The organism is Streptomyces sp. NPDC007346, assembly GCF_040703535.1.
Lineage (GTDB): Bacteria > Actinomycetota > Actinomycetes > Streptomycetales > Streptomycetaceae > Streptomyces.
The window spans coordinates 22,042-45,290 of the sequence record NZ_JBEYKR010000011.1; the positions used below are offsets into that span (position 1 = coordinate 22,042).

At 73.0% G+C, this 23,249-nt stretch carries 19 protein-coding genes; 9 read left to right on the plus strand and 10 right to left on the minus strand.

The window, feature by feature from the left end:
* Window positions 1–62 precede the first annotated feature (62 nt).
* Window positions 63–662 (plus strand): TetR/AcrR family transcriptional regulator, encoded by a 600-nt coding sequence (locus tag AB0917_RS05770; RefSeq protein WP_366818199.1) that lies wholly within the window; start codon window positions 63–65, stop codon window positions 660–662.
* 21 nt (window positions 663–683) lie between these two features.
* On the opposite strand, the gene AB0917_RS05775 is transcribed toward AB0917_RS05770, so the two are convergent.
* A complete protein-coding gene (locus AB0917_RS05775; RefSeq protein WP_366818256.1) occupies window positions 684–1,286 on the minus strand; it encodes an Lrp/AsnC family transcriptional regulator in 603 nt (200 codons plus the stop codon).
* Window positions 1,287–1,540: 254 nt separating this feature from the next.
* Between AB0917_RS05775 and pdhA the strand changes: the two genes are divergently transcribed.
* The 7 genes from pdhA to AB0917_RS05810 all read left to right on the plus strand — a co-directional run bounded on the left by pdhA (window position 1,541) and on the right by AB0917_RS05810 (window position 10,326).
* A complete protein-coding gene (gene pdhA / locus AB0917_RS05780; protein ID WP_366818200.1) occupies window positions 1,541–2,698 on the plus strand; it encodes a pyruvate dehydrogenase (acetyl-transferring) E1 component subunit alpha in 1,158 nt (385 codons plus the stop codon).
* The gene (locus tag AB0917_RS05785) at window positions 2,695–3,726 is read left to right on the plus strand and encodes an alpha-ketoacid dehydrogenase subunit beta (RefSeq protein WP_366818201.1); all 1,032 of its coding nucleotides are present in this window, start codon (window positions 2,695–2,697) and stop codon (window positions 3,724–3,726) included. Before pdhA ends, AB0917_RS05785 begins: the two co-directional genes overlap by 4 nt.
* Entirely contained in the window at window positions 3,726–5,183 is a 1,458-nt protein-coding gene (locus AB0917_RS05790; RefSeq protein WP_366818202.1) for a dihydrolipoamide acetyltransferase family protein, read from the plus strand. The genes AB0917_RS05785 and AB0917_RS05790 overlap by 1 nt, the downstream gene beginning before the upstream one ends.
* Before the next feature lie 111 nt (window positions 5,184–5,294).
* Window positions 5,295–6,194 (plus strand): DUF6457 domain-containing protein, encoded by a 900-nt coding sequence (locus tag AB0917_RS05795; RefSeq protein ID WP_366818203.1) that lies wholly within the window; start codon window positions 5,295–5,297, stop codon window positions 6,192–6,194.
* Window positions 6,195–6,334: 140 nt separating this feature from the next.
* Window positions 6,335–8,128: a molybdopterin-binding protein gene (locus AB0917_RS05800; RefSeq protein ID WP_366818257.1), complete on the plus strand. Its 1,794-nt coding sequence runs from the start codon at window positions 6,335–6,337 to the stop codon at window positions 8,126–8,128.
* Window positions 8,086–9,246 (plus strand): potassium channel family protein, encoded by a 1,161-nt coding sequence (locus AB0917_RS05805; RefSeq protein ID WP_366818204.1) that lies wholly within the window; start codon window positions 8,086–8,088, stop codon window positions 9,244–9,246. The genes AB0917_RS05800 and AB0917_RS05805 overlap by 43 nt, the downstream gene beginning before the upstream one ends.
* A 93-nt stretch (window positions 9,247–9,339) precedes the next feature.
* Entirely contained in the window at window positions 9,340–10,326 is a 987-nt protein-coding gene (locus AB0917_RS05810; RefSeq protein WP_366818205.1) for an NAD(P)H-quinone oxidoreductase, read from the plus strand.
* Between the two features lie 228 nt (window positions 10,327–10,554).
* Here AB0917_RS05810 and AB0917_RS05815 read toward each other — a convergent pair whose 3' ends face one another.
* The 6 genes from AB0917_RS05815 to AB0917_RS05840 all read right to left on the minus strand — a co-directional run bounded on the left by AB0917_RS05815 (window position 10,555) and on the right by AB0917_RS05840 (window position 18,542).
* On the minus strand, window positions 10,555–11,103 hold the full coding sequence (locus AB0917_RS05815; RefSeq protein ID WP_026241814.1) for a bacterial proteasome activator family protein: 549 nt from the start codon (window positions 11,101–11,103) through the stop codon (window positions 10,555–10,557).
* Window positions 11,104–11,214: 111 nt separating this feature from the next.
* Window positions 11,215–14,073 (minus strand): FtsX-like permease family protein, encoded by a 2,859-nt coding sequence (locus AB0917_RS05820; RefSeq protein ID WP_366818207.1) that lies wholly within the window; start codon window positions 14,071–14,073, stop codon window positions 11,215–11,217.
* A complete protein-coding gene (locus tag AB0917_RS05825; protein ID WP_366818208.1) occupies window positions 14,070–14,978 on the minus strand; it encodes an ABC transporter ATP-binding protein in 909 nt (302 codons plus the stop codon). The genes AB0917_RS05820 and AB0917_RS05825 overlap by 4 nt, the downstream gene beginning before the upstream one ends.
* A 199-nt stretch (window positions 14,979–15,177) precedes the next feature.
* Complete coding sequence (locus tag AB0917_RS05830) at window positions 15,178–15,801, minus strand: PadR family transcriptional regulator (protein WP_366818209.1); 624 nt, start codon at window positions 15,799–15,801, stop codon at window positions 15,178–15,180.
* Window positions 15,802–15,871: 70 nt separating this feature from the next.
* On the minus strand, window positions 15,872–16,651 hold the full coding sequence (locus tag AB0917_RS05835) for a hypothetical protein (RefSeq protein ID WP_366818210.1): 780 nt from the start codon (window positions 16,649–16,651) through the stop codon (window positions 15,872–15,874).
* A 238-nt stretch (window positions 16,652–16,889) separates the two neighbouring features.
* A complete protein-coding gene (locus tag AB0917_RS05840) occupies window positions 16,890–18,542 on the minus strand; it encodes a protein kinase (RefSeq protein ID WP_366818211.1) in 1,653 nt (550 codons plus the stop codon).
* Between the two features lie 383 nt (window positions 18,543–18,925).
* Here AB0917_RS05840 and AB0917_RS05845 point away from each other — a divergent pair, with 383 nt between their 5' ends.
* Window positions 18,926–20,554 (plus strand): protein kinase, encoded by a 1,629-nt coding sequence (locus AB0917_RS05845; protein WP_366818212.1) that lies wholly within the window; start codon window positions 18,926–18,928, stop codon window positions 20,552–20,554.
* Window positions 20,555–20,753: 199 nt separating this feature from the next.
* Here AB0917_RS05845 and AB0917_RS05850 read toward each other — a convergent pair whose 3' ends face one another.
* The 3 genes from AB0917_RS05850 to AB0917_RS05860 all read right to left on the minus strand — a co-directional run bounded on the left by AB0917_RS05850 (window position 20,754) and on the right by AB0917_RS05860 (window position 23,109).
* Complete coding sequence (locus AB0917_RS05850) at window positions 20,754–21,785, minus strand: phosphotransferase (RefSeq protein WP_366818258.1); 1,032 nt, start codon at window positions 21,783–21,785, stop codon at window positions 20,754–20,756.
* Between the two features lie 63 nt (window positions 21,786–21,848).
* The gene (locus tag AB0917_RS05855; RefSeq protein ID WP_366818213.1) at window positions 21,849–22,286 is read right to left on the minus strand and encodes a pyridoxamine 5'-phosphate oxidase family protein; all 438 of its coding nucleotides are present in this window, start codon (window positions 22,284–22,286) and stop codon (window positions 21,849–21,851) included.
* Between the two features lie 163 nt (window positions 22,287–22,449).
* Entirely contained in the window at window positions 22,450–23,109 is a 660-nt protein-coding gene (locus AB0917_RS05860) for a response regulator transcription factor (RefSeq protein WP_366818214.1), read from the minus strand.
* Between the last annotated feature and the right edge of the window lie 140 nt (window positions 23,110–23,249).

Sequence of the window (23,249 nt, forward strand, 5' to 3'; positions counted from 1 at the left end):
TGGACAACTTCGGAGGTCCCCACCTGCACGGGGACGGTCCCTCATGGGGGAGGATCGCGGACATGACCACGGCCAAGCGGGACACGTACACCCCGGAGACTCTGCTCACCGTCGCTGTTCGTGTCTTCAACGAGCGCGGTTACGACGGCACCTCCATGGAGCACCTCTCCAGGGCGGCGGGAATCTCGAAGTCCTCCATCTACCACCATGTGGCGGGCAAGGAGGAGCTGCTGCGCCGGGCTGTGAGCCGGGCGCTCGACGGGCTCTTCGCCGTTCTGGACGAGCCGGGGGCGGTGCGCGGGCGCGCGATCGAGCGGGTCGAATACGTCACGCGCCGGACCGTCGAGGTGCTGATGGCGGAGGTCCCCTACGTCACGCTGCTGCTGCGGGTGCGCGGCAACACGAAGACCGAGCGCTGGGCGCTGGAGCGGCGGCGCGAGTTTGACCAGCGGGTGGCGGAGCTGCTGAAGGCCGCGGTGGCCGACGGGGACCTCCGGGCCGATGTGGACATAAGGCTGGCCACCCGGCTGCTGTTCGGCATGGTCAACTCGCTGGTCGAGTGGTACCGGCCGCAGCCGGGCGGCTTCCCGGGCGAGGAACAGCTCGCCGACACGGTGGTCCAGCTCGCCTTCGAGGGGATGCGGGCGACCGGCGGCCGCTGAGCCCGTCCGCGTCCGGACCGGTCAGGCCGGCTCCACCGGGCGGTCCGGGCGGGGGCCGAGGTCCGTCTCCTCGAACACCAGCAGCGTGCGTGTCGAGAGCACCTCGGGGATGGACTGGATCCGGGTGAGGACCAGCTCGCGCAGCGCCCGGTTGTCCGGCGTGTGCACCAGCAGCAGGACGTCGAAATCGCCGCTGACCAGTGCGATGTGCGTGGCACCGGGCAGCGCCTGGAGCTGCTCGCGCACGGTGCGCCAGGAGTTCTGCACGATCTTGAGCGTGATGTACGCCGACGCGCCCTGCCCGGCCCGCTCGTGGTCGACCCGGGCGCCGAAGCCACGGATCACGCCGTCCTCGACGAGGCGGTTGATCCGCGCGTAGGCGTTGGCGCGCGAGACGTGGACCCGCTCGGCCACCGACCGTATCGAGGCGCGGCCGTCCGTCTGGAGGATGCGCAGGATGTCGCGGTCGATGGCGTCCAGCGGGCGCGCGGGCGGCGCGGCGGGCGGCGGAGTGGGCGACGACGGGCCAGGAGGCGCCGACGGGCCCGGGGGCGGTGCCGGCGCCGTGGCTGAAGGCGTGGCTGAGGGCACGGCCTGGCCGGGCTCCCCGCCCCTGTCGGCCATTTGTTCAGCTGTCATCTGCCCGCGCCTCCCTGTTGTGGACGACCTGTCCCTATCCCAGGCTGTGGAGAACCGTTTGTCCACAGGCTGAAGGTGCGTGTAGCCAAAATGCGCTCGCGACCGAACAATCGGTAGGTGAGACACACCACACCGGTGCCTCGCCCGACCCGCGACACCCCCGCGACATCTCTTGCCATCCCGATACATATCGACACCCTCGATCTCTCGATCACCATCGATGCCTGGAGGTGCTTCCCATGACGGTCCAAGAGCTGCCCGGCGCGGCCGCCTACCGGCCCACGCCGCCCCCGGCCTGGAAGCCGATCACCGACCCCGCCCCGCTGCTCCCGGACCCGGAGCCCTACCGGGTGCTCGGTACGGACGCGGTCGCCGACATCGACCCCGAGCTGCTGCTCAAGCTCCACGCCGAGCTGGTCCGCGGCCGGCGGTACAACACGCAGGCCACCGCGCTGACCAAGCAGGGCCGTCTGGCGGTCTACCCCTCCAGCACCGGCCAGGAGGCGTGCGAGATCGCCGCGGCCCTGGTGCTGGAGGAGCGGGACTGGCTCTTCCCCAGCTACCGGGACACGCTGGCGGCCGTGGCGCGCGGGCTCGACCCGGTCGAGGCGCTGACGCTGCTGCGCGGCGACCGGCACACCGGCTACGACCCCCATGAGCACCGCATCGCCCCGCTCTGCACCCCGCTCGCCACGCAGCTGCCGCACGCGGTGGGCCTGGCGCACGCGGCCCGGCTCAAGGGGGACGACGTCGTCGCGCTCGCCATGGTCGGCGACGGCGGCACCAGCGAGGGCGACTTCCACGAGGCGCTGAACTTCGCGGCCGTCTGGAAGGCCCCGGTCGTCTTCCTCGTGCAGAACAACGGCTTCGCCATCTCCGTGCCGCTGGCCAAGCAGACCGCCGCACCCTCCCTCGCCCACAAGGCCGTGGGGTACGGGATGCCGGGCCGGCTGGTCGACGGCAACGACGCGGCCGCCGTGCACGAGGTGCTGAGCGAGGCCGTGGCCCGTGCCCGGCGGGGCGAAGGGCCGACGCTGATCGAGGCCGTCACCTACCGCATGGAGGCCCACACCAACGCCGACGACGCCACCCGCTACCGGGGCGACAGCGAGGTCGAGGCCTGGCGGGCGCACGACCCCGTCCAGCTCCTGGAGCGCGAGCTGACCGGCCGCGGGCTCCTCGACGACCAGGGCATCGAGCGGGCGAAGGAGGCCGCCGAAGCCATGGCCGCCGAGCTGCGCGACCGGATGAACGCCGATCCCGAGCTGGCGCCGATGGACCTGTTCACCCATGTCTACGCCGAGCAGACCAGTCAGCTCCGGGAGCAGGCCGCCGCCCTGCGCGCCGAGCTGGAGGCCGAGCAGGACCACGAGCACAGCGCGGAGGAAGGCCGATGACGACCGCGGCGACGAAGGCCGGCGCACGTACGGCGAAGGCGAAACCGGCCACCATGGCGCAGGCCCTCGGGCGTGCGCTGCGTGACTCGATGGCCGAGGACCCCACCGTGCACGTGCTCGGCGAGGACGTCGGCACCCTGGGCGGGGTCTTCCGGATCACCGACGGGCTGGCCAAGGAGTTCGGCGACGACCGGTGCACCGACACCCCGCTGGCCGAGGCGGGCATCCTCGGGGCGGCCGTCGGCATGGCGATGTACGGGCTGCGGCCCGTGGTGGAGATGCAGTTCGACGCGTTCGCCTACCCGGCGTTCGAGCAGCTGATGAGCCATGTCGCCAAGATGCGCAACCGCACCGGGGGAGCCATGCCGCTCCCCATCACCGTGCGTGTGCCCTACGGCGGCGGGATCGGCGGCGTCGAGCACCACAGCGACTCCTCCGAGGCGTACTACATGGCCACGCCGGGCCTCCACGTCGTCACGCCGGCCACGGTGGACGACGCGTACGGCCTGCTGCGGGCCTCCATCGCCTCGGACGACCCGGTGGTCTTCCTGGAGCCCAAGCGGCTCTACTGGTCCAAGGCCGACTGGTCGCCCGAGGCCCCGGCCGCCGTCGAGCCGATCGGCAAGGCCGTGGTCCGCCGGACCGGGCGCAGCGCCACCCTGATCACGTACGGGCCGTCCCTGCCGGTCTGCATGGAGGCCGCCGAGGCGGCCGTCGCGGAGGGCTGGGACCTCGAAGTCGTGGACCTGCGCTCGCTGGTGCCGTTCGACGACGAGACGGTCGCGGCCTCGGTGCGGCGCACCGGACGTGCGGTCGTCGTCCACGAGTCCCCCGGCTTCGGGGGCCCCGGCGGCGAGATCGCCGCCCGGATCACCGAGCGGTGCTTCCACCACCTTGAGGCTCCGGTGTTCCGGGTGGCCGGCTTCGACATCCCTTACCCGCCGCCCATGCTGGAGCGGCACCATCTGCCGGGAGTGGACCGGGTGCTCGACGCGGTGGCCCGGTTGCAGTGGGAGGCGGACAGCTGATGGCCCAGGTCCTCGAATTCAAGCTGCCGGACCTCGGTGAGGGACTGACCGAGGCGGAGATCGTGCGCTGGCTGGTGGAGGTCGGCGATGTCGTCGCCATCGACCAGCCCGTCGTCGAGGTCGAGACGGCCAAGGCGATGGTGGAGGTGCCCTGCCCCTACGGGGGCGTGGTGACCGCCCGGTTCGGCGATGAGGGTTCCGAACTCCCGGTCGGCGCCCCGCTGCTGACGGTGGCGGTAGGGGCGACGGAGGCCTCCGCTGCCGCCGCCGCACCGGAGGGCGGCGGGGCTGCCGCCGAGGAGCCTTCCGGCGAGTCCGGGTCCGGTTCCGGTTCGGGTTCCGGGAACGTGCTCGTGGGGTACGGGACCGGCGCACCGGCCGCCCGGCGCCGGCGCATCCGGCCGGAGCGCAGCCCCGTACCCTCCCCCGCCCCTGCCGCGCCCGCTCCCGTGGCCGCGGCGCCTTCTCCCGCACCGGTCGCGGCCGGCGAGGTGAACGGCCGGCAGGGACCCGTGGCCGTGGTCTCCCCGCTCGTACGCCGGCTGGCCCGGCAGCACGAGATCGATCTGCGGCAGCTGACGGGGTCGGGGCCCGACGGGCTGATCCTGCGGGCCGACGTGGACTCCGCCATCCGGCAGGCTGGGCAGGTCGGGCAGGTCGGGCAGGTCGGGCTGGCCACGGAGCTGGAGGCGCGTGCGGCTGCCGAGCCCGTCGCGGCGGAGGCATCCACGGCCCGTGGGGCCACGGCCGCACCGGCTGCCGAGCGGATTCCGCTGCGCGGCGTGCGCGGAGCGGTCGCCGACAAGCTGTCGCGCAGCCGGAGCGAGATCCCCGACGCCACCTGCTGGGTGGACGCGGACGCCACCGAGCTGATGGCCGCGAGAGCGGCCATGAACGCCGCTTCGGGCCCGTCCGGCGGGCCCAAGGTGTCGGTCCTGGCGCTCCTGGCGAGGATCTGCACGGCGGCGCTGAGCCGGTACCCCGAGCTCAACTCCACCGTGGACACGGCCGCACGGGAGATCGTGCGCCTGCCCGGCGTGCACCTCGGGTTCGCGGCGCAGACGGAACGGGGCCTCGTCGTCCCGGTCGTCCGGGACGCGCACACCCGCAACGCCGAGTCGATCGGGGCCGAGATCGCCCGGCTGACCGAGCTGGCGCGGACCGGGAAGCTCAGCCCGGCCCAGCTGACCGGAGGCACCTTCACGCTGAACAACTACGGGGTGTTCGGGGTCGACGGTTCGACGCCGATCATCAACCACCCCGAAGCGGCGATGCTCGGCGTCGGCCGGATCATGCCCAAGCCCTGGGTGCACGACGGTGAGCTGGCCGTACGTCAGGTCGTCCAGCTCTCGCTCACCTTCGACCACCGGGTGTGCGACGGCGGAACGGCCGGCGGATTCCTCCGGTACGTGGCCGACTGCGTGGAGCAGCCCGCCGTGCTGCTGCGCACCCTGTAAGGCCTCCGGTCGCCCTGGAGGACCTGTCGTCACGCGGACGCCCTCTCCGGGACCGGCCTCGCGGCCACCCCGGAGGGGGTGCCGGCCACCGGGGCCGCCCATACTCGACGTATGACCGCCTACGACGTGATCGTCCTGGCCGGCGGGGCCGCGAAGCGGCTCGGCGGCGCCGACAAGCCGGCTGTACGGGTCGGTGGCCGCGCGCTGCTCGACCGGGTGCTGGCGGCCTGCTCCGGCGCGGACACCACCGTCGTGGTGGGCGGCCGCAGGCCCACCGCCCGGCCGGTCGTCTGGACCCGCGAAGTCCCGGAGGGCGGCGGCCCGTTGGCGGCACTCGGTGCGGGGGTGCGGCTCACGACGGCGGAGCGGGTGCTCGTCCTCTCCGCCGACCTTCCGTTCCTGGGCCCCGCCACGGTCGACGCACTGCTCGCCGCCGCCGGCGAGGACGGCCGGGAGGGCGCGCTCTGCACCGACCCCGACGGCCGTGACCAGCTGCTCGTCGCCGTCTACCGCGCCGAGCCGCTCCGCCGGGAGCTGGCCCTCGTCGCCACCGAGCACGGCTCCCTCGCCGGGCTGCCGCTGCGGCTGCTGACCGGGGAGCTGGACCTCGCCCGGGTCGATGCCGGGCCCCACGCCGCGTTCGACTGCGACACTTGGGACGACATCGCCGCCGCCCGCGCCCGGATCAGGGAGCATGGGGCTGTGCTGGACGAATGGATCACCTCGGTCAAGAACGAACTGGGAATCGAACTCGACGTCGACACCGATGTCCTGCTCGACCTCGCCCGCGACGCCGCGCACGGGGTCGCCCGGCCCGCCGCACCGCTGACGACCTTCCTGGTCGGGTACGCGGCGGCCAGGGCGAGCGCTGACGCGGGGCCGGAGGAGGCCGCTGCGGCGGTCGCCGAAGCCGCTCGCAAGGCCACCGCGCTCGCCCTGCGCTGGGAGGCCGAGGGGGCGGAGAAGGGGAACCGGCCGGAGAAGAGCGGCGAAGGGGCCGGAACACCATGACCGGCGGAGACCGGCACGGCCGGTCCGGCCGGCAGGGCCGGGACGGTGCGTCCGGTCGGGACGGTGCGTCCGGTCGGGACGGTGCGTCCGGTCGGAACGGTGCGTCCGGTCGGAACGGTGCGCCCGGCACCGACAGCGCCCTGGCGCGCGCCGAGGCCGAGGAACTGGCCGTCGAGCAGGCCCTGGCACTCGTCGGCGGCCGGGACCGGGCGCGTGGCCAGGCACTCCGCCAGGGCCGTGACCGGACGACCGGCCAGACGCCCGACCCGGCGAACGATCAGGCGCGGAATGAGGCACCCCCGCCCCACCAGGCCCATGACCGGACGAGCGACCAGGGCCGGGAAACCCGCGACCAGGCCCGCGACCAGGCCAGCGACCAGACCCGCGACCGAGCCCGTGGCCAGGGCCGTGACCGGACGAGCGACCAGGCCCGGGACCAGACCCGCGACCAGGCCCGGGACCAGACCCGCAGCCAGGTCCGCGACCAGGCCGGCGACCGAGCCCGGGACCAGACCCGCAGCCAGGCCAGCGACCAGGCCAGTGACCAGGCCAGCGACCGAGCCCGCGACCAGACCCGTGGCCAGGCCGACGGCCAGCAGCTCGGCGAGGCCCCCGCCTCAACGGAGAACCCGCCCCCTTCTCCGTACTCCGCATCCGACACCCCCGCCCCCGCCCCCGCCCCCACGCCCCCGCCCTCCCCCGCCCCGGACCTCTCCTGGGGCCGGGCGCGGGCCGTTGCCGCGCGGGCCGGGCGGGGTGGGCCGACCGCCGTGGTGCGGCTGCCGCTGGACCGCGCCCTGGGCCACGTACTCGCCGAGCCCCTCGGGGCCCTCACCGACCTGCCGTCCTTCGACACCTCGGCCATGGACGGCTGGGCCGTCGCCGGACCGGGCCCCTGGACCTTCGAGGAGGGGACAGGGCTGCGGGCCGGCACCGCGCCCACCACCCCCCTGCCCGACGGCACCGCCGTACGCATCGCCACCGGCGCCCGTACCCCCGCCGACACCACCGCGGTCATCCGCACCGAGCACGCCCAGGCCGACGAGGCCAGAGGGCTGCTCTCCACCCGGCGGCCCGTCGTCACCGGCCAGGACATCCGCCCCCGGGGCCAGGAGTGCCGCTCGGGCGACCAGTTGGTCCCGGCCGGCACGGTCGTCACCCCGGCGGTGCTCGGGCTGGCCGCTGCCGCCGGGTACGACGCCCTGCCCGCTGTCCCCCGCCCCCGCGTCGACGTCCTCGTACTCGGTGACGAACTCCTCGCCGCGGGCCTCCCGCACGACGGCCTGATCCGCGACGCCCTCGGCCCCATGCTGGCCCCCTGGCTGCGGGCCCTGGGCGCCGAGGTCTCCGTCCCCCGCCGCCTCGGGGACGACGCCGGGGCGTTGCGCGAGGCCCTCACCACCTCCGACGCCGACCTGATCGTCACCACCGGCGGGACCGCGGCGGGCCCGGTCGACCATGTGCACCCGGTCCTGGCCGCCATCGGCGCCGAGCTGCTCGTGGACGGCGTCGCCGTACGCCCCGGCCACCCCATGCTCCTGGCGCGGCTCTCCCCGGACGGGCCGTACCTGGTCGGGCTGCCCGGCAATCCGCTCGCGGCCGTATCGGGGCTGCTGACCCTCGCCGAACCGCTCCTCGCCGGGCTGGCGGGCCGCCCGGAGCAGGACGCGTACCGGGCGCTCGTCCACGCCGATGTCCCCGGGCATCCGCACGACACCCGTCTCGTCCCCGTGGTCCACCGCGCGGGCCGTGCGGGCGCCCGGGACCATGTGGCGCCCCTGCGCTACAACGGCCCCGCGATGCTGCGCGGGATCGCCGCGGCGGACGGGTTGGCCGTCGTGCCGGCCGGCGGGGCGCGGTCCGGCACCGAGGTGGAGGTCCTGGATCTCCCATGGGCCCCGGCGGCACCGTGGACGGAAGGGTGTTTCACGTGAAACTTCCCGGCCACGACGCGATGGCCAGGCGGGCCGACGAGCATGTCGTACCGACGCGGGTGATGCTCCCGCGCCGGGTCGTCGACGGTCCGGCGCGGCAGGTCGGCAAGCGGCTGCTGATGGCGCTCCTCGTGCTGGCCGCGACGGTGCTGATCGTCTGGCTCGACCGCGAGGGCTACAACGACACCGCCGACGGCAAGGTCGACCTGCTGGACGCCGTCTACTACGCGACGGTCACCCTCTCCACCACCGGGTACGGAGACATCACCCCGTTCAGCGACGGTGCGCGGCTGATCAATGTGGTGCTCGTGACACCGCTGCGCGTGCTCTTCCTGATCATCCTGGTCGGCACCACTCTCGAGGTCCTCACGGAGCGGACCCGGGAGGACTTCCGGCTGAAGCGTTGGAGATCCAACTTGCGTGACCACACTGTCGTCGTCGGCTTCGGCACCAAGGGCCGTTCGGCTATCCAGACCCTCCGCGCCACCGGCCTGGCGAAGGAGCAGATCGTCGTCGTCGATCCGGCCTCCAAGGTGATCGAGGCCGCCAACGCCGAGGGCTTCACCGGCGTGCTCGGCGACGCCACCCGCAGCGATGTGCTGCTGCGGGCCGAGCTCCAGAAGGCGCGTCAGATCGTCATCGCCACCCAGCGCGACGACACCGCCGTGCTCGTGGCGCTGACCGCGCGTCAGCTGAACCGCGGGGCGAAGATCGTGGCGGCGGTCCGCGAGGAGGAGAACGCGCCCCTGCTGCGGCAGTCCGGCGCCGACGCGGTGATCACCAGCGCCAGCGCCGCCGGACGGCTGCTCGGCCTCTCCGTCCTCAGCCCCAGCGCGGGCACGGTGATGGAGGACCTGATCCAGCAGGGCAGCGGCCTCGACCTCGTCGAACGGCCGGTGATAAAGGCCGAGGTGGGCAAGAGCGTCCGGGAGACCGACGACCTGGTCGTCAGCGTGCTGCGTGGGCACCGGCTGCTCGGTTACGACGACCCGGCGGCCAGCCCGTTGCAGCTGACGGACCGGGTCATCGCCATCGTGCGCGCCACCCCGCCCCCCGGATCGGGCCGGTCCGTCCCCTCCCTGCCCCATCTGCCGCTGCCACCGCACCACCGCCCCTGACCGGGGGAAGCCGCGGGGAGGGTCCGGCGGCAAGCCGCGCGGGCCGGCCGTCACACAGCGCGGACGGGCAGCGGCGGGAGTAGCCTCGCGGCCATGCATGCGATCACGATCCCCGAACCCGGTGGCCCCGAGGCGCTCGTCTGGGCCGAGGTGCCCGATCCCGTACCCGGCGACGGCGAGGTCCTCGTCGAGGTCGTCTCCAGCGCCGTCAACCGTGCCGATGTCCTCCAGCGGCAGGGCTTCTACAACCCGCCCCCCGGCGCCTCCCCCTACCCCGGCCTGGAGTGCGCGGGCCGGATCGCGGCGCTCGGCCCGGGGGTGACCGGCTGGGCGGTGGGCGACGCCGTGTGCGCGCTGCTGTCGGGCGGCGGTTACGCGGAGAAGGTCGCCGTACCGGTGGGCCAGCTCCTGCCCGTACCGGACGGCGTCGATCTGACGGAGGCGGCCGCGCTGCCCGAGGTGACCGCGACCGTCTGGTCCAACGTCTTCATGGTCGCCCACCTCCGGCCCGGCGAGACCCTGCTGGTCCACGGCGGTTCCAGCGGCATCGGCACGATGGCCATCCAGCTGGCGAAGGCGGTCGGCGCCCGGGTCGCGGTCACGGCGGGCAGCCAGCAGAAGCTCGCCGAGTGCGCGGCGCTCGGCGCCGACATCCTCATCGACTACCGCGAGCAGGACTTCGTCGAGGAGCTGGCGAAGGCGACCGACGGCGCGGGGGCCGATGTCATCCTGGACATCGTCGGCGCCAAGTACCTGGACCGCAACGTGAAGGCGCTCGCCGTCAACGGCCGCCTGGCGATCATCGGCCTCCAGGGCGGCACGAAGGGCGAGCTGAACCTCGGCGCCCTGCTGACCAAGCGGGCCGCCGTCACCGCGACCTCGCTGCGGGGCCGCCCGCTCGCCGAGAAGGCCGCCATCGTCGCCGCCGTACGCGAGCACGTGTGGCCGCTGATCGCGGGCGGAGTGGTCCGGCCCGTCGTGGACCGCACGGTGCCGATGGATGATGCCGCCGAGGCTCACCGGGTGCTCGAGTCCAGCGCCCACATCGGCAAGGTGCTGCTGGTCGCCCCGGGCGCGTAGCGCCCCGGGAGCCCGGAACGCGGCGGGGCCCGGCACACCTCAAGAGGTGGACGCGACGAACGGCGTCCATCTCACGGGGTGCGCCGGGCCCTCCGCGTGCGGTCGGCCAGGGACGGGTACGGCTTCAGGGGCGGGTACGGCTGCGGGGACGGATACGGTTACGCGGCGGATACAGCTGCGGGACCGATACGGCTACAGGGACCGATACGGCTACAGAGACCGGTACGGCTACAGGTACGGGCCCGAACGGATCGGCCCGTGCGGGTCCCCGCCGCCTTCCTCGTCCTCGTGGGCCATCCCGGGCGGCAGCGCCCGCCGCATCTGCTCCAGCTGGGCGCGGGCCGCCATCTGCTGGGCGAACAGCGCCGTCTGGATGCCGTGGAAGAGGCCCTCCAGCCAGCCCACCAGCTGGGCCTGCGCGATCCGCAGCTCGGCCTCGGAGGGCACCGACTCCTCGGTGAACGGCAGGGAGAGCCGCTCCAGCTCCTCCACCAGCTCCGGTGCGAGACCGTCCTCCAGCTCCTTCACGGAGCTGGCGTGGATCTCCTTGAGCCGGACCCGGCTCGCCTCGTCGAGAGGGGCCGCCCTGACCTCCTCCAGAAGCTGCTTGATCATGCTGCCGATGCGCATGACCTTCGCGGGCTGTTCGACCATTTCCGTCACCGGGACCTCGCGCGACTCGTCGTCACTGGCACCGCCGCCGATAGCCATTCCGTCCTGGCCCACTACAAGGACCTGCGGGTGCTCCTGCGACCGGTCATTCCTCGGCATTTCCATGCCGCCATTGTCTCGCACACGTGCCGTACACCACGGTGGTGCCCCCGGAAACGGATGATCCACCGTCTCCGAGGGCACCGGATGCGTCCCGAGGGCACGCGGAGCGGGCGCCTAACCCGCCCGTCGGGCCAGCTTCAGCCGGGAGCTGGTGAGGCCGGCGGCCAGCAGTCCGGCCAGCACCGGGACGACCAGGGCCAGCAGCGCGATGGTCTCCCACGGCATCACGATCGGCGTGTACGCCGACTGCATCGGATCCGCCCGCATCACCGCCAGGGCCTCGCGCAGGTCGGTCAGGCGCAGCGCGATGGCGGGCACGATCCCCGCCGCGGTCCCCAGCAGCACCCCGGTCAGGGCGACGACCAGGCACTGGAAGCCGGAGAGCGAGCGCCGCACGCCCGGGGGCGCGCCCACCGCGCTGAGGGTGGTGAGGTCGGCCTCCGCGTCGGCCTTGGAGAGCCCGGTCGTGATGGCCGCCGCGCCCAGGGTCACGATCCCGGCGAAGAGGGCGAGGATCAGCAGGACCGTCGCGTCGTCACGTTGCAGGGCGGAGTTGGCGGTCGACACGTACGCGCGGTCGCCGGCCTGCGCCATCGCCGCGTCGGCCGCCTGCTGCTCGGCGTCGGTCGGCTCGCGGTTCAGCGTGTAGATGGAGCCGAGCTCCTCCGTGTGCAGGCCGAGCCGGTCCGCGGTCTGCTGCGGCATCACCATGCGGATGCCCGGGGTCACCGCGTAGCGGTCCGGGGCGACGTACACCTTCAACCGGTCCGTGGTGGTGCGGTCCTTGCCGGGGTGCAGGGCGCGCATCTTCTTGTCACGCTCGTTGTAGAGGTGGTGTGCCTTGAGGGTGACCTCGCCGTCCTTCGCGTACGCCGAGTTGAGCAGGACGGGCGTGCCCGCGGCGAGGGCCTTCGCCGCGGCCGGGTCGTCCAGCTTCACGTACGAGGTGAGCAGGGCGGCGTCCCCGATGACGATCTTGTGGTCGCTGCTGCCGAAGGTGATCATGGTGTAGTTCGCGTCCACACAGGCGGGGGAGTTCATCAGCCGCTTGTGCTCGTCGGCCGAGATCCGCAGGGCGAGTTCCCTGGCGCCCTTGCCCTTCAGGGGGCAGGAGTGGGCCTTCCCGGTGGGCTTGACGATCTCCAGGGTTCCGCAGCCGTTCTCCTCCTCGTAGTACACGAAGCAGTCGCTGCCCGCCCAGACCCGGCCGAGCCCGGCGGGCGCCCCGGTCACGGGGTAGTTCTGCTCGACGGCGGCCCGCGCGCGGAGCAGGTCGGGCTTCTCGGCGGGGTCGAAGGCCATCAGCGCGGCGGTGCCCGGGGTGAGGTTGGGCTCGTGGTTGTAGGCCTGCTCGGCGTTGCCGCTGGCGGTGTACGTGGCGATGGCGACGCTGCCCGCGACGGCGGCCATGACGGCGGCGACGGCGGGTGCGGTACGGCCCCGGTTGCGGGCCGCGTCGCGCAGGGCGATGCGGGGCGTCAGCGGCAGCCGGCGGCCGAGCCGGCCGAGCAGGCCGACGACGACCGGGATACAGCCGAGGAGACCCAGTTCGGCGAGGACCGAACCGCCCGCGACCAGGGTGGTGTTGCCGCTGACGCCCCCGTACACGGCGACGGCTGTGCCGCCCGCGAGCACGATGGAGCCGACGATGGGCAGCACCCGGGAGCTGCGGCGGGAGCCGCGGCGGCCGGTGAGCGACTCCAGGACGGACTGGCGGCCCGCCACGATCGCCGGGGCGAGTGCGGCGAGGACACCGGTGACCAGGCCGAGTACGGCGATGGCGAGGATCTCCCAGGGCCGGACGGTCAGTTCGCCGAAGCGGCTGCCGGTGAACTCCTCGATCATCGGGCGGAACAGGGCGGTGAGCCCGAACCCGGCCCCGACGCCGACGACCGCGCCGGCTCCGCCGAGCACCGCACCGCCCGCGAGCACCACGGCCCGGACCTGGCCGCGGGTGCCGCCGCACGAACCGACCAGGCCCAGCTGCCGGCGCGAACGGCGGGCGCCGACGGCGAACGCCGGACCGGCCAGCAGCACGATCTCCAGTACGGCCATGGCGGCCACGGTGAGGGCCGCCGCGGTCAGCTCCCTGTTGTCGTTCTCCCAGCTCTGGAAGCTCGCGGCCATGGGGACTTCGGAGTCCGGGGGCGGGTCGAGGACGACCTGGCGGGCTCGTACCACCACGCCCTTGTCGTTGGCGGCGAGGACGTCCGGCCAGGTCACGCCTGCCCCGGGCGGGCCCTGGACCAGCCACCTCAGCCTGCTCGCCTGGGGCGGCAGGATCTCCTTGTCGCCGTCGGCGGTCCTCTGCCACGGGGCGATGACCGCGCCGGGGACGGCGAACAGGGATTCGGCCTTCAGCTCGGCGGGGAGCTCCACCGCTCCGGTGAGGGTGTAGACCTGCTCGGGGCCGCGCACGGTGACGCGGTCGCCGACGGAGAGCCCGGACGCGTCGAGGAAGGCCCTGGTCGCGGCCATCTCGTTCTTGGCCCGCGGGTAGGCGCCGTCGGTCAGTTCGACCCGGCCGCGCAGCATCGGGTCCGCGACGGCCAGTTCGGTGATCTCGGTGTTGGTGATGCCGTGGCGGGTGGTCACGGACGCGGGCACGGACTGCTCGGTGACGTACCGCGAGCCCTTCGGGAAGGTCGCCGGTACGTCGACGGGCTTCGGCTGGTCCCCCTCACGCCTCTCCGGGGTGTCCTCGGGCGTCTGCCACATGATGCCGTCGGGCATCTGCTCCAGCCGGACCGGGCCCGCCCCCTGGTCCGTGAAGCGGGCGTCGGCCGCCCCCAGATCCGCCGTCAGTTCCTCCGCCACGGTGGGCAGGGCGCTGCGGTACGTCAGGTCGGCGGCGGTCACACCGAGGACCGGCAGGGCGATCATCGCGACGACGAGGGCGCTGCGGCCCTTGGCCCGCATCGCGTCACGTCTGGCTATGCGGAAGGCGGCGCGCCATCCGGGGAAGAGGCTCACTTGGCGGCCTCGGGGGTTCCGGTGGAGCCGTTGGTTCCGCTGGTTCCGCTGGTTCCGCTGGTTCCGGTGGGCCCGGTGGGCCCGGTGGGCCCGGTGGTTCCGGTGGCTCCGCCGAGCTCTGCCGCTTCCGCGGCTCCCGACGCTCCCGTCGTGAGGAGTGAGTCGGCCCCGGTGGTCAGCGTCTGGTCGACGATCGAACCGTCACGGAGGAAGACGACCCGGTCGGCCCAGGCCGCGTACCGGGGCTCGTGGGTCACCATGACCCCCGCCGCGCCCTGGTCGCAGCGGGTGCGCAGCAGGGCGAGGACGGCCTCCCCGGTCTCGGAGTCGAGCGCTCCGGTCGGCTCGTCGGCGAGCACGAGGCGCCGGTCGCCGACGAGGGCGCGGGCGATGGCGACGCGCTGCTGCTGTCCGCCGGACATCTCGTCGGGGAAGCGGTCGGCTATCTCGGTCAGCTTCATCTCGGCCAGTGCGGCGAGGGCCTCCTTGCGGGCCTTGCGCAGGGAGACGCCGTCGAGTTCACGCGGCAGCGCGATGTTCTCGGCGGCGGTCAGGGCGGGGATGAGGTTGTAGTCCTGGAAGACGTACCCGACGCTGCGGCGGCGCAGGGCGGCGACGCCCTTGCGGCCGAGGGACGCGATGTCCTGGCCCTCGATGATCACCTGGCCGCTGCTGGCGTTGTCGAGCCCGCCGGCCAGGGTCAGCAGGGTGGACTTCCCGGAGCCGGAGGGCCCCATCACGGCGACCAGCTCACCCGGGTACACGGCGAGGCTGATCCCGCGCAGGGCGTGCACCTCGGCGATGCCGGAGCCGTGGGTACGGGTCAGGTCCCGCAGTTCGAGTACGGGGGCGCCTGCGGGTGCCCCGGAGGACGGCGGCGGCGGTGTGACGGCGGGCGAGGACATGGTGGGTGGTTCCCCCCTGGGAAGGTCGCGCTGGTCGTTGGGTGCGGGACGGGAAAGGTGAAGGTCAGGGCCGGGACGGGCCGGTCGAGCAGGCACGGCGCCAGGGCCGGGGCCGGGGCCGGTCGGTCGGGCTTCGATGCGGGCCCGATCGGGCGGCCTCAGTGCAGGGCCGGTCGGACCGTCTCGGTGCCGGCCCGGCTCAGCGCCGGACCTTCGTACGCCCGGTCAGGGCGCGGGCCGGTCCGCGGGTGGCCGCCGGGCCGGGTTCGGCCGAGGGCTCGGTGGCGGCGGCTTCGGCGAGGCGGACGAGCCGCGACTCGCAGTGGTCGAGCCAGCGGGCCTCGGCCTCCGCCTGGAAGATCAGCTGCTCCACCACGAGGAGCCAGGCGACCTCGTCCCGGTTGGCCGGGACATCGGCCAGGGCTTGGGCCTTGAGCCGGGTGTAGTCCTGCATGGCCTTGAGGGTGTGGTGGCGCTGGGACTGGATGACATCACGGATGTCGACACCCGGGGCCCCCACGGCCATGGCCAGCTTGATGGCCAGTTCGTCGCGGGGCGGGCTGGTGCGGTCCACCGGGGTCTCGAACCAGCTGCGCAGCTCGGCCCGGCCGCCGTCGGTGATCGCGTACAGGTCGTGCCCGGCCTCGTCGGCCCCCTCCTGCACGACCATGCCGTCGCGCTCCAGGCGGCTGAGCGTCGTATAGACCTGGCCGACGTTGAGGGGCCAGGTGGAGCCGGTGCGCGACTCGAACTCGGTGCGGAGCTGGGACCCGTACCGAGGGCCCCGCTCCAGAAGGGCCAGCAGCCCGTGGCGGATCGACATACTGAGTATGTATACCGAGTATGTTGCTCTTGGCAAGTCGTCCGGGCGGAGCGGCCACGGAGGGGGACGATCAGTTCACACGGCGCAAGCGGAAGGCGAGGAAGGCGAGTCCGAGCCCCACCAGGGCGATCCCCGAACCCAGCGAGACCTGCTGGACCTGACGTACGGCGGCGGCGTCCAGGGCGCGGGCGGGCGGAGGCCCCGGCTCGCTGAACGCCTCGGGCGGCGGGGTGAAGACCAGCAGGTCAGCGGCGGTGTCCTCGGGCCCCAGCGACGGTTCCGGCTCGGTCGGCGTCTCGGCCCGCGTCAGCTCCAGCGGGGTCAGCGAACGCCCGGGGCGCGCCTTCCCGGCCCCGGCCTCGCGCCCGGCCATGGGCGCGGTCGACCCCGACACCTCGACGGAAGCGGAACGGCTGGGGGAGGACGAGGCGGAGTCGGAGGGGGCCTCGGCGGAGCCGTCCACGTCACCGGGCTCGGCGGAGGGGCTGCCGACGGGCCCTTCCGCCTCTCCGGAGCCGGGGAGGCCGGACGGCAGGGGCGACAGAGGCAGCGGCAGAGGCAGGACCAGGGCCGAAGGAAGCCCGGAGGGAGGGTCGGCCGAAGGGAGGGCCGAGGGGGGCGCGGCGCCCGCCGGAGTCCCCGACGGGAGCGGCGTGGCGGCGGGGCTCGACGGGCCAGGGGGTGTGGCGGTGGGTGTGGCGCCGGTGGGAGGGGAGTCGGCCGCCGACGCCCCGTAGGCGGTCCCGCCCGGTGGGCCCGGTGTCCCCCACGGCCCCAGCACCGCGCCGGCCGCCAGCAGCAGACAGACCGCGCACCTCGACGGCCACACGGCCGGACGTCCTGGAACCATGAGATCAGCGTCACACGGGCTCCAGCACCCGGCATCCCGGACGGGAGAGGCGGAGACAACCGGCCGTTCCGGGTCGATTACCGCTCCGGATCGGAGATCGGAGGCCTCGCACATGATCAGATCGGCCGCGCGGCGATCACGTACGAGCACCGGGAGCACCGGGAGCACCGACAACGCTGAGAACGCCAGCAACAGCAGAAACACCGGGCGACCAAGCAGGTCACCCCGGACGGACCGTTCAGGAAGGCCGGCCCGTGGAGACCTTCAGCTCGAAGTGGGCGCCGCGCTCGGAGACCGCCGTACCCGAGGACGGGAACTGTCCGACGACCTGGCCCTCCGCGTACGTGTTGCCCGGCTCCTCGATCTCCTTGACCGTCCAGCCGGCGGCCGCCGCGCACTCCTTGGCCGAGAGGATGTCCTTGTAGACGAAGTTGGGCGCCTGGACCTTCTTCGGGTCGTTGGAGTCCTCCATGGCGTCCGTGCACTTCGTCGTCTTCATCGTCCGGTTGCGCTCCGGCGGCCGGTAGCCCTCGTCCGTCGAGGTCTCGCTGGTGCCCGGGTCGCCGCCCTTGCCCGCCTCGTCGTCCTTGTTGTCCTGGAGGGCGAGCGCGGTGATCAGCCCGCCGACGGCGATGAGCGCGACGACGATCGAGCCGACGATGACCGGCATGTTCCGCTTGGAGGAGGAGCCGCCCGCGGCGCCGGCGGCCGTCTCGTGCTGCGGGTTGATCGTGTACGGCGGCGGGGTCTGGTGGGCGAGGGGCCCCGGCGTCGGGTAGCTCTGGGCCGCCTGCGGGTAGCCGTAGCCCGGCGCGGGCGTCGGGGCCGGCTGGTTGTACGGGCCGGGGTGGTGCGGCTGCTGGTGCTGCGGGTGCGGCTGGTACGGCGTCTGGACGCTCTGCGGGGCGGGGGTGGCCTGGTCCACGGGCGGGAACACCGCCGAGCCGACGCCCGCACCGCTGTTCGCGGGACCGCCCCCGGCGACGATCGCCGGGGCGCCGGTCTGGCCGCCGGAGGCGTTGAGGACCCGGGCGATCTCGTCCCGCATCGCGGCGGCGCTCGGGAAGCGCTCGTTCGGGTTCTTCTTGAGGGCGCGGGCGACGAGCGCGTCCACCGCGGGGGTGACCGACCGGTTGATGCTGGAGGGCGCGACCGGCTCCTCCTGCACATGCGCGTACGCGATGGCGAGCGGCGAGTCCGCGTCGAACGGGATGCGGCCGGTGAGGAGCTGGAAGAGCATGATGCCGACCGAGTACAGGTCGGATCGGGCGTCCACACCGCGGCCCAGGGCCTGTTCGGGGGAGAGGTACTGCGGGGTGCCGACGACCATGCCGGTCTGCGTCATCGAGGTGACACCGGACTGCATGGCGCGGGCGATGCCGAAGTCCATGACCTTCACGACGCCGCGCTTGGTCATCATCACGTTGCCGGGCTTGATGTCGCGGTGGACCAGGCCCATCTCGTGGCTGGTCTCCAGCGCGGCCAGCACGTCCGCCGTCACCTTGAGCGCCTTGTCGGCGGGCATCGCACCGTACTGATGGATGTCGGCGGCCAGCACCGAGCCGAGCGGCTGCCCCTCGACGTACTCCATGACGATGTACGGCATCAGCGCGCCGCCGAGCTCGTCCTCACCGGTGTCGAAGACGGAGACGATGTTGGTGTGCTGGAGCTTGGCGACGGCCTGCGCCTCGCGCCGGAACCGCTCGCGGAACGACTGCTCGCGCCCCAGCTCGGTGTGGAGGGTCTTGATCGCGACCTGGCGGTCCAGAGCGGAGTCGTAGGCCAGGTATACGGACGCCATCCCGCCCTCGCCGAGCAGGTCACGCAGCTGGTAGCGGCCGCCTGCCACCGCCCCGCCCGCATAGCGGCCCTGTGCGCCGTCCTGGCTCATGACTTGCTTCCCCCTCGGCGGCGCGGCCCTGGCACGCGGTGTGCGCACGTGATGTGCCGCGCACACGACGTGATGCACACGCGACGCTTCTGTAGGACGCGGTCGCGTGCGACCTGGTTCCGTACAACGCGATTACGCGCCAAGTCTGCCCGAGGGGTCCGACACGTCAAGCCGGGTGCCCGTTCCGTGACCCTAAGCACAGGAAGCGTCTCGGAAGCGTTACAGGAAACGCCGACAACCCAGGTGCGAGGTGCGCCGGCCGGTCCGATGATCCGTCCGGTGCGGAACCTGGGTGTCCGGCGGAGGCTGTAGCGTGACGTGGCAATGCAGCAAGGCACCGTGAGAACCCGCGGACGCGCGGACAGATACGACGGCGAGGACTGATGGCACCCGATTCCGAAGCAAACGGCGGCGGAGTTTCGGATGGCTCCGACGCCTGGGGTGTCGGCGGCGTCGTCGGTGACGGACGTTACCGGATGACCTACCGGCTCGGCCGGGGCGGCATGGCGGAGGTGTACGCGGCGGAGGACGTCCGGCTCGGACGTACGGTCGCGGTCAAGCTGCTCCGCTCCGACCTGGCCGAGGACCCGGTCTCCAAGGCCCGCTTCACGCGCGAGGCGCAGTCCGTCGCCGGTCTCAACCACCACGCGATCGTCGCCGTGTACGACTCCGGCGAGGACACCGTGGGCGGCCAGACCGTCCCGTACATCGTGATGGAGCTGGTCGAGGGCCGCACCATCCGCGACCTCCTGCTGACCGCCGAGGCGCCCCCGCCCGAGCAGGCGCTGATCATCGTCTCGGGGGTGCTGGAGGCGCTGGCCTACTCGCACCAGCACGGCATCGTGCACCGCGACATCAAGCCCGCCAACGTGATCATCACGGACTCCGGCGCGGTCAAGGTGATGGACTTCGGCATCGCGCGGGCGCTGCACGGCGCCCAGTCGACGATGACCCAGACCGGCATGGTCATGGGCACGCCGCAGTACCTCTCCCCCGAGCAGGCGCTCGGCAAGGCCGTCGACCACCGCTCCGACCTGTACGCGACGGGCTGCCTGCTCTACGAACTGCTCGCGCTGCGGCCCCCGTTCACCGGCGAGACCCCGCTCTCGGTGGTCTACCAGCACGTCCAGGACATCCCGGTGCAGCCGTCGGAGGTCTCGGACGTGGTGCCGCCGGAGCTGGACGGGATGGTGATGCGCTCGCTGGCCAAGGACCCGGACGACCGGTTCCAGAGCGCCGAGGAGATGCGCGGCCTGGTCCAGTACAGCCTGCAGATGCTCCAGGTGCAGGGCGGCCACACCGGTACGTGGAACACCGGCCCGGTCGGGCTTCACGAGGGCGGCCAGACCCCGCCGCACGGGATGACGGGCTCGACCCGGGCCATGGGCCACCCGATGCACGGGGACACCTCGCAGGGCCCGATCCTGCCCCCGATGAACCCGGACGACGGCGGATACAACGGATACAACGGCTACGACAACGGTCAGCACGGCGGCGGCCGGCGCAACAAGATGTGGCTCTTCGTGCTGCTCGCCCTGGTCGCGATCGGCGCCGGGGTGGCCTTCGCCATCAGCGCGTCGAAGGGCGACGACAACGAGAAGACGCCGGTCACGCCGTCCACCTCGGTGAGCTCGTCCGAGGAGACGCCCTCGGAGGAGCCGACCGAGGAGGAGCCCTCGGAGGAGCCCGAGCAGCCGACCGACCCCGGAGGCGGCCGGACGCAGCCCGAACCGCCGCCGTACAACCCGCCCCCGACCCCGACCCAGCCCTCGTTCACCCCGTCCCCGACCCCGTCCGACAACACGGACGCCGGGACGACGGACGGCACCACCAACGAGGGCACCAGCGGCGAACCGAGCGGCGACCCCACCGAACCGACCACCGACCCGGGCACACCGGGCGGCAACGGCGGGGAGCCCGGCGGCTCCGAAGGCGCGAACGCGGGCAACGCCGGCAACAGCGGTACGGGCGACGCGGCCGGCGGCCCTGCGGCGGGGGGCACCGCTCCGTAGAGTCCGGGCCACGTCATAGGGGTACGCGTCCTCACAGGCGCACGCGTCACGTCATAGGGGTGCGCATCGCCTTATAGGAGTACGCATCACCTCATAGACGCACGCGTGACCCCTTTACGGATCACGTTTACGGATCACGCGTGCCCCCTTGAGCGCACGCGTGATCCCTACGCGCACGCGTGATCCCTACGCGCACGCGTCACTCCGTGAACGCCGCGCACACCGCCTCGTACTCACGGGTCCACCACACCGCCAGGGCCGACACCGCGGGGAACTGCGGGTCGGCCCTTCGGTCGTCCAGGCGGTAGCGCCAGCGCAGTATCCAGAAGTCGTTGAGCCGCTCCCACCACACCCGGTGCACGGCGGCGGCCAGTTCGGCCGCGCTCGCGCCCGCCGCGCGCCGGTACGCGCGGGCGTAGGCCCGTACCTTCGCCAGGTCCAGCTCCCCGCCCGGCTGCACGAAGAAGATCGCCGCGGCCCGGACCGCCTCCTCGGCGCGCGGCTGGACGCCCAGCCGGTCCCAGTCCACGATCGCGACCGGATCGGCGCCCCGGTAGAGCAGGTTGAGCGGATGGAAGTCCCCGTGCACCCACCCGGTGGCGGGCCCGTCCGGGGTGGGCGGGCGGCGGTGCGCATGCCGCTCCAGCAGGGACCGGCGCTCCACGAGCCGGTGCACGGCGAGCTCGTCGAAGGCATCGCGCGGGGCGTCCCGGGGGCGCTGCCCGCGCGCCATCGCGAGCAGTTCGTCGATCAGGGCGAACGTGTCGGCGGCGCGCGGGCTGCCGTACCCGGCGGGCACGGACCCCACCGACGGCTCAGGCGCCCCGCCCGGCTCCATGACCTGCTCAAGAGCGGTGTGTACGGCTCCGAGGAGCGTCCCGAGACGCCGGGACTGGTGGGGGGTGAGCTGGGATCCGACCCGGTGCAGGCCGTCGACCCAGGGGTGCAGGGCGTAGCAGCGGTCGCCGATCACGGTGACCGTGGTGCCTTCCGCGTCGGCCAGGGGCGGGACGACGGGGACGCCGAGGGAGGCCAGGCGCTGGGTGGCGCGGTGCTGGCGCACGATCGTGGCGCGTTCACCGGTGGCGTCGTCGATGTGCCTCTTGTCGAGGTGGTGCTTGAGGAAGTAGGAGCCGCGGGTGGTGGACACGCGGTATCCGTGGTTCAGCAGGCCCTTGGTGATCGGCTCGCAGGCGAGCGGTTCTCCCACGTGGGGATAGCGGCGCAGCACCTCGCCGACCGGAGGAACTGGTGGGCGGGTTACATATGAGCGCGGCACTTACCAAATGGTAGATCACGCTGCGTGGCGGACAAGCTGACTTGCGTCGAAGGCCAGAGTGTGCTCCGTGACGAAGTGCGGGTCGACCCGGAGGTAGGCCGGCTCGAAGGGTTCCCCGTTGGCGCGGACGGGGGCGGCACCGAAGAGTTCCGCCTGCTCGGAGCAGGGGTGGACGATCTCGGCGGGCCCGGTGAACTGCACCGACCACAGGTCGCCGCCGTCGCCCGACGCGGCCGCGTTGTAGTTGTCGGCTCCATAGGCGACGACGCTCCCGTCGCACGCCTCGTGGTAGCCGAAGCCGCTGTGCATCCGCAGCAGGATGCGGCCGTCGCTCACGACGTGCCGGGCCACCGCCAGGAACGGCAGGGCGCGCATGCTGGTGGCGAGACGGCCGTACGGGACCCGGCGGAGCAGCTCCATCGCCGTGGGCGCGGGGGATTCGTCGGAGGGCATACGGTCCACTGTCCGGCACACGTAGGGGCCGGGTAAGAGTCCCCGGCCCTGGGTGACCCGGGACCAAAGTCCCCGAGGGCCGGCCCGTAAGGACCCGTTCGGCTCAGTAGCGCCCGGTTCAGCGGCGTTCAGCTCGGCAGCGCTCGACCCGGCGGCGCTCGGCTCACCGGCGCTCCGCCTGGAGCCGTGCGACGTACGCGGCCGCCTGCGAGCGGCGCTCCATGCCCAGCTTGGACAGCAGGCTGGAGACGTAGTTCTTGATCGTCTTCTCGGCGAGGTGCAGCCGCTCCCCGATGACCCGGTTGGTCAGCCCCTCCCCGATCAGGTCCAGGATCCTGCGCTCCTGCTCGGTGAGGCCGGAGAGCTTGTCGTCGCCCCTGCCGCTGCCGCCGTCGCGCAGCCGCTCCAGCACGCGGGCGGTCGCCACCGGGTCCAGCAGCGATTTTCCGGCGGCGACGTCCCGTACGGCATTGAGCAGTTCGTTGCCCCGGATCGCCTTCAGTACATAACCCGACGCACCGGCCATGATCGCGTCGAAAAGGGCCTCGTCATCGGCGTACGAGGTGAGCATCAGGCATTTGATGTTCTCGTCCAGCGAACGGACCTCCCGGCACACCTCCACGCCGCTGCCGTCGGGCAGCCGGACGTCGAGCACCGCCACATCCGGACGTGTCGCCGGGATCCTGACCAGCGCGTCGGCGGCCGTACCCGCCTCGCCGACCACCTCGATGTCAGGTTCGGAGGCGAGCAGCTCATGGACACCGCGCCGGACGACCTCATGATCGTCGAGCAGAAATACCGTGATTTTTCCATCTTCGCGCACGATCGCAGTCTCACATACTCGCCTCCCCTCCGCTCTTCCCAGCCGCTGATCCGCGGGATAACGTGCCGTTGTTCCGGCGGCCTGCAAGGCTGTTCCCAGTGCTGTGACCAGCAGAGCTTCGCGATTTTTTCGATTTACTT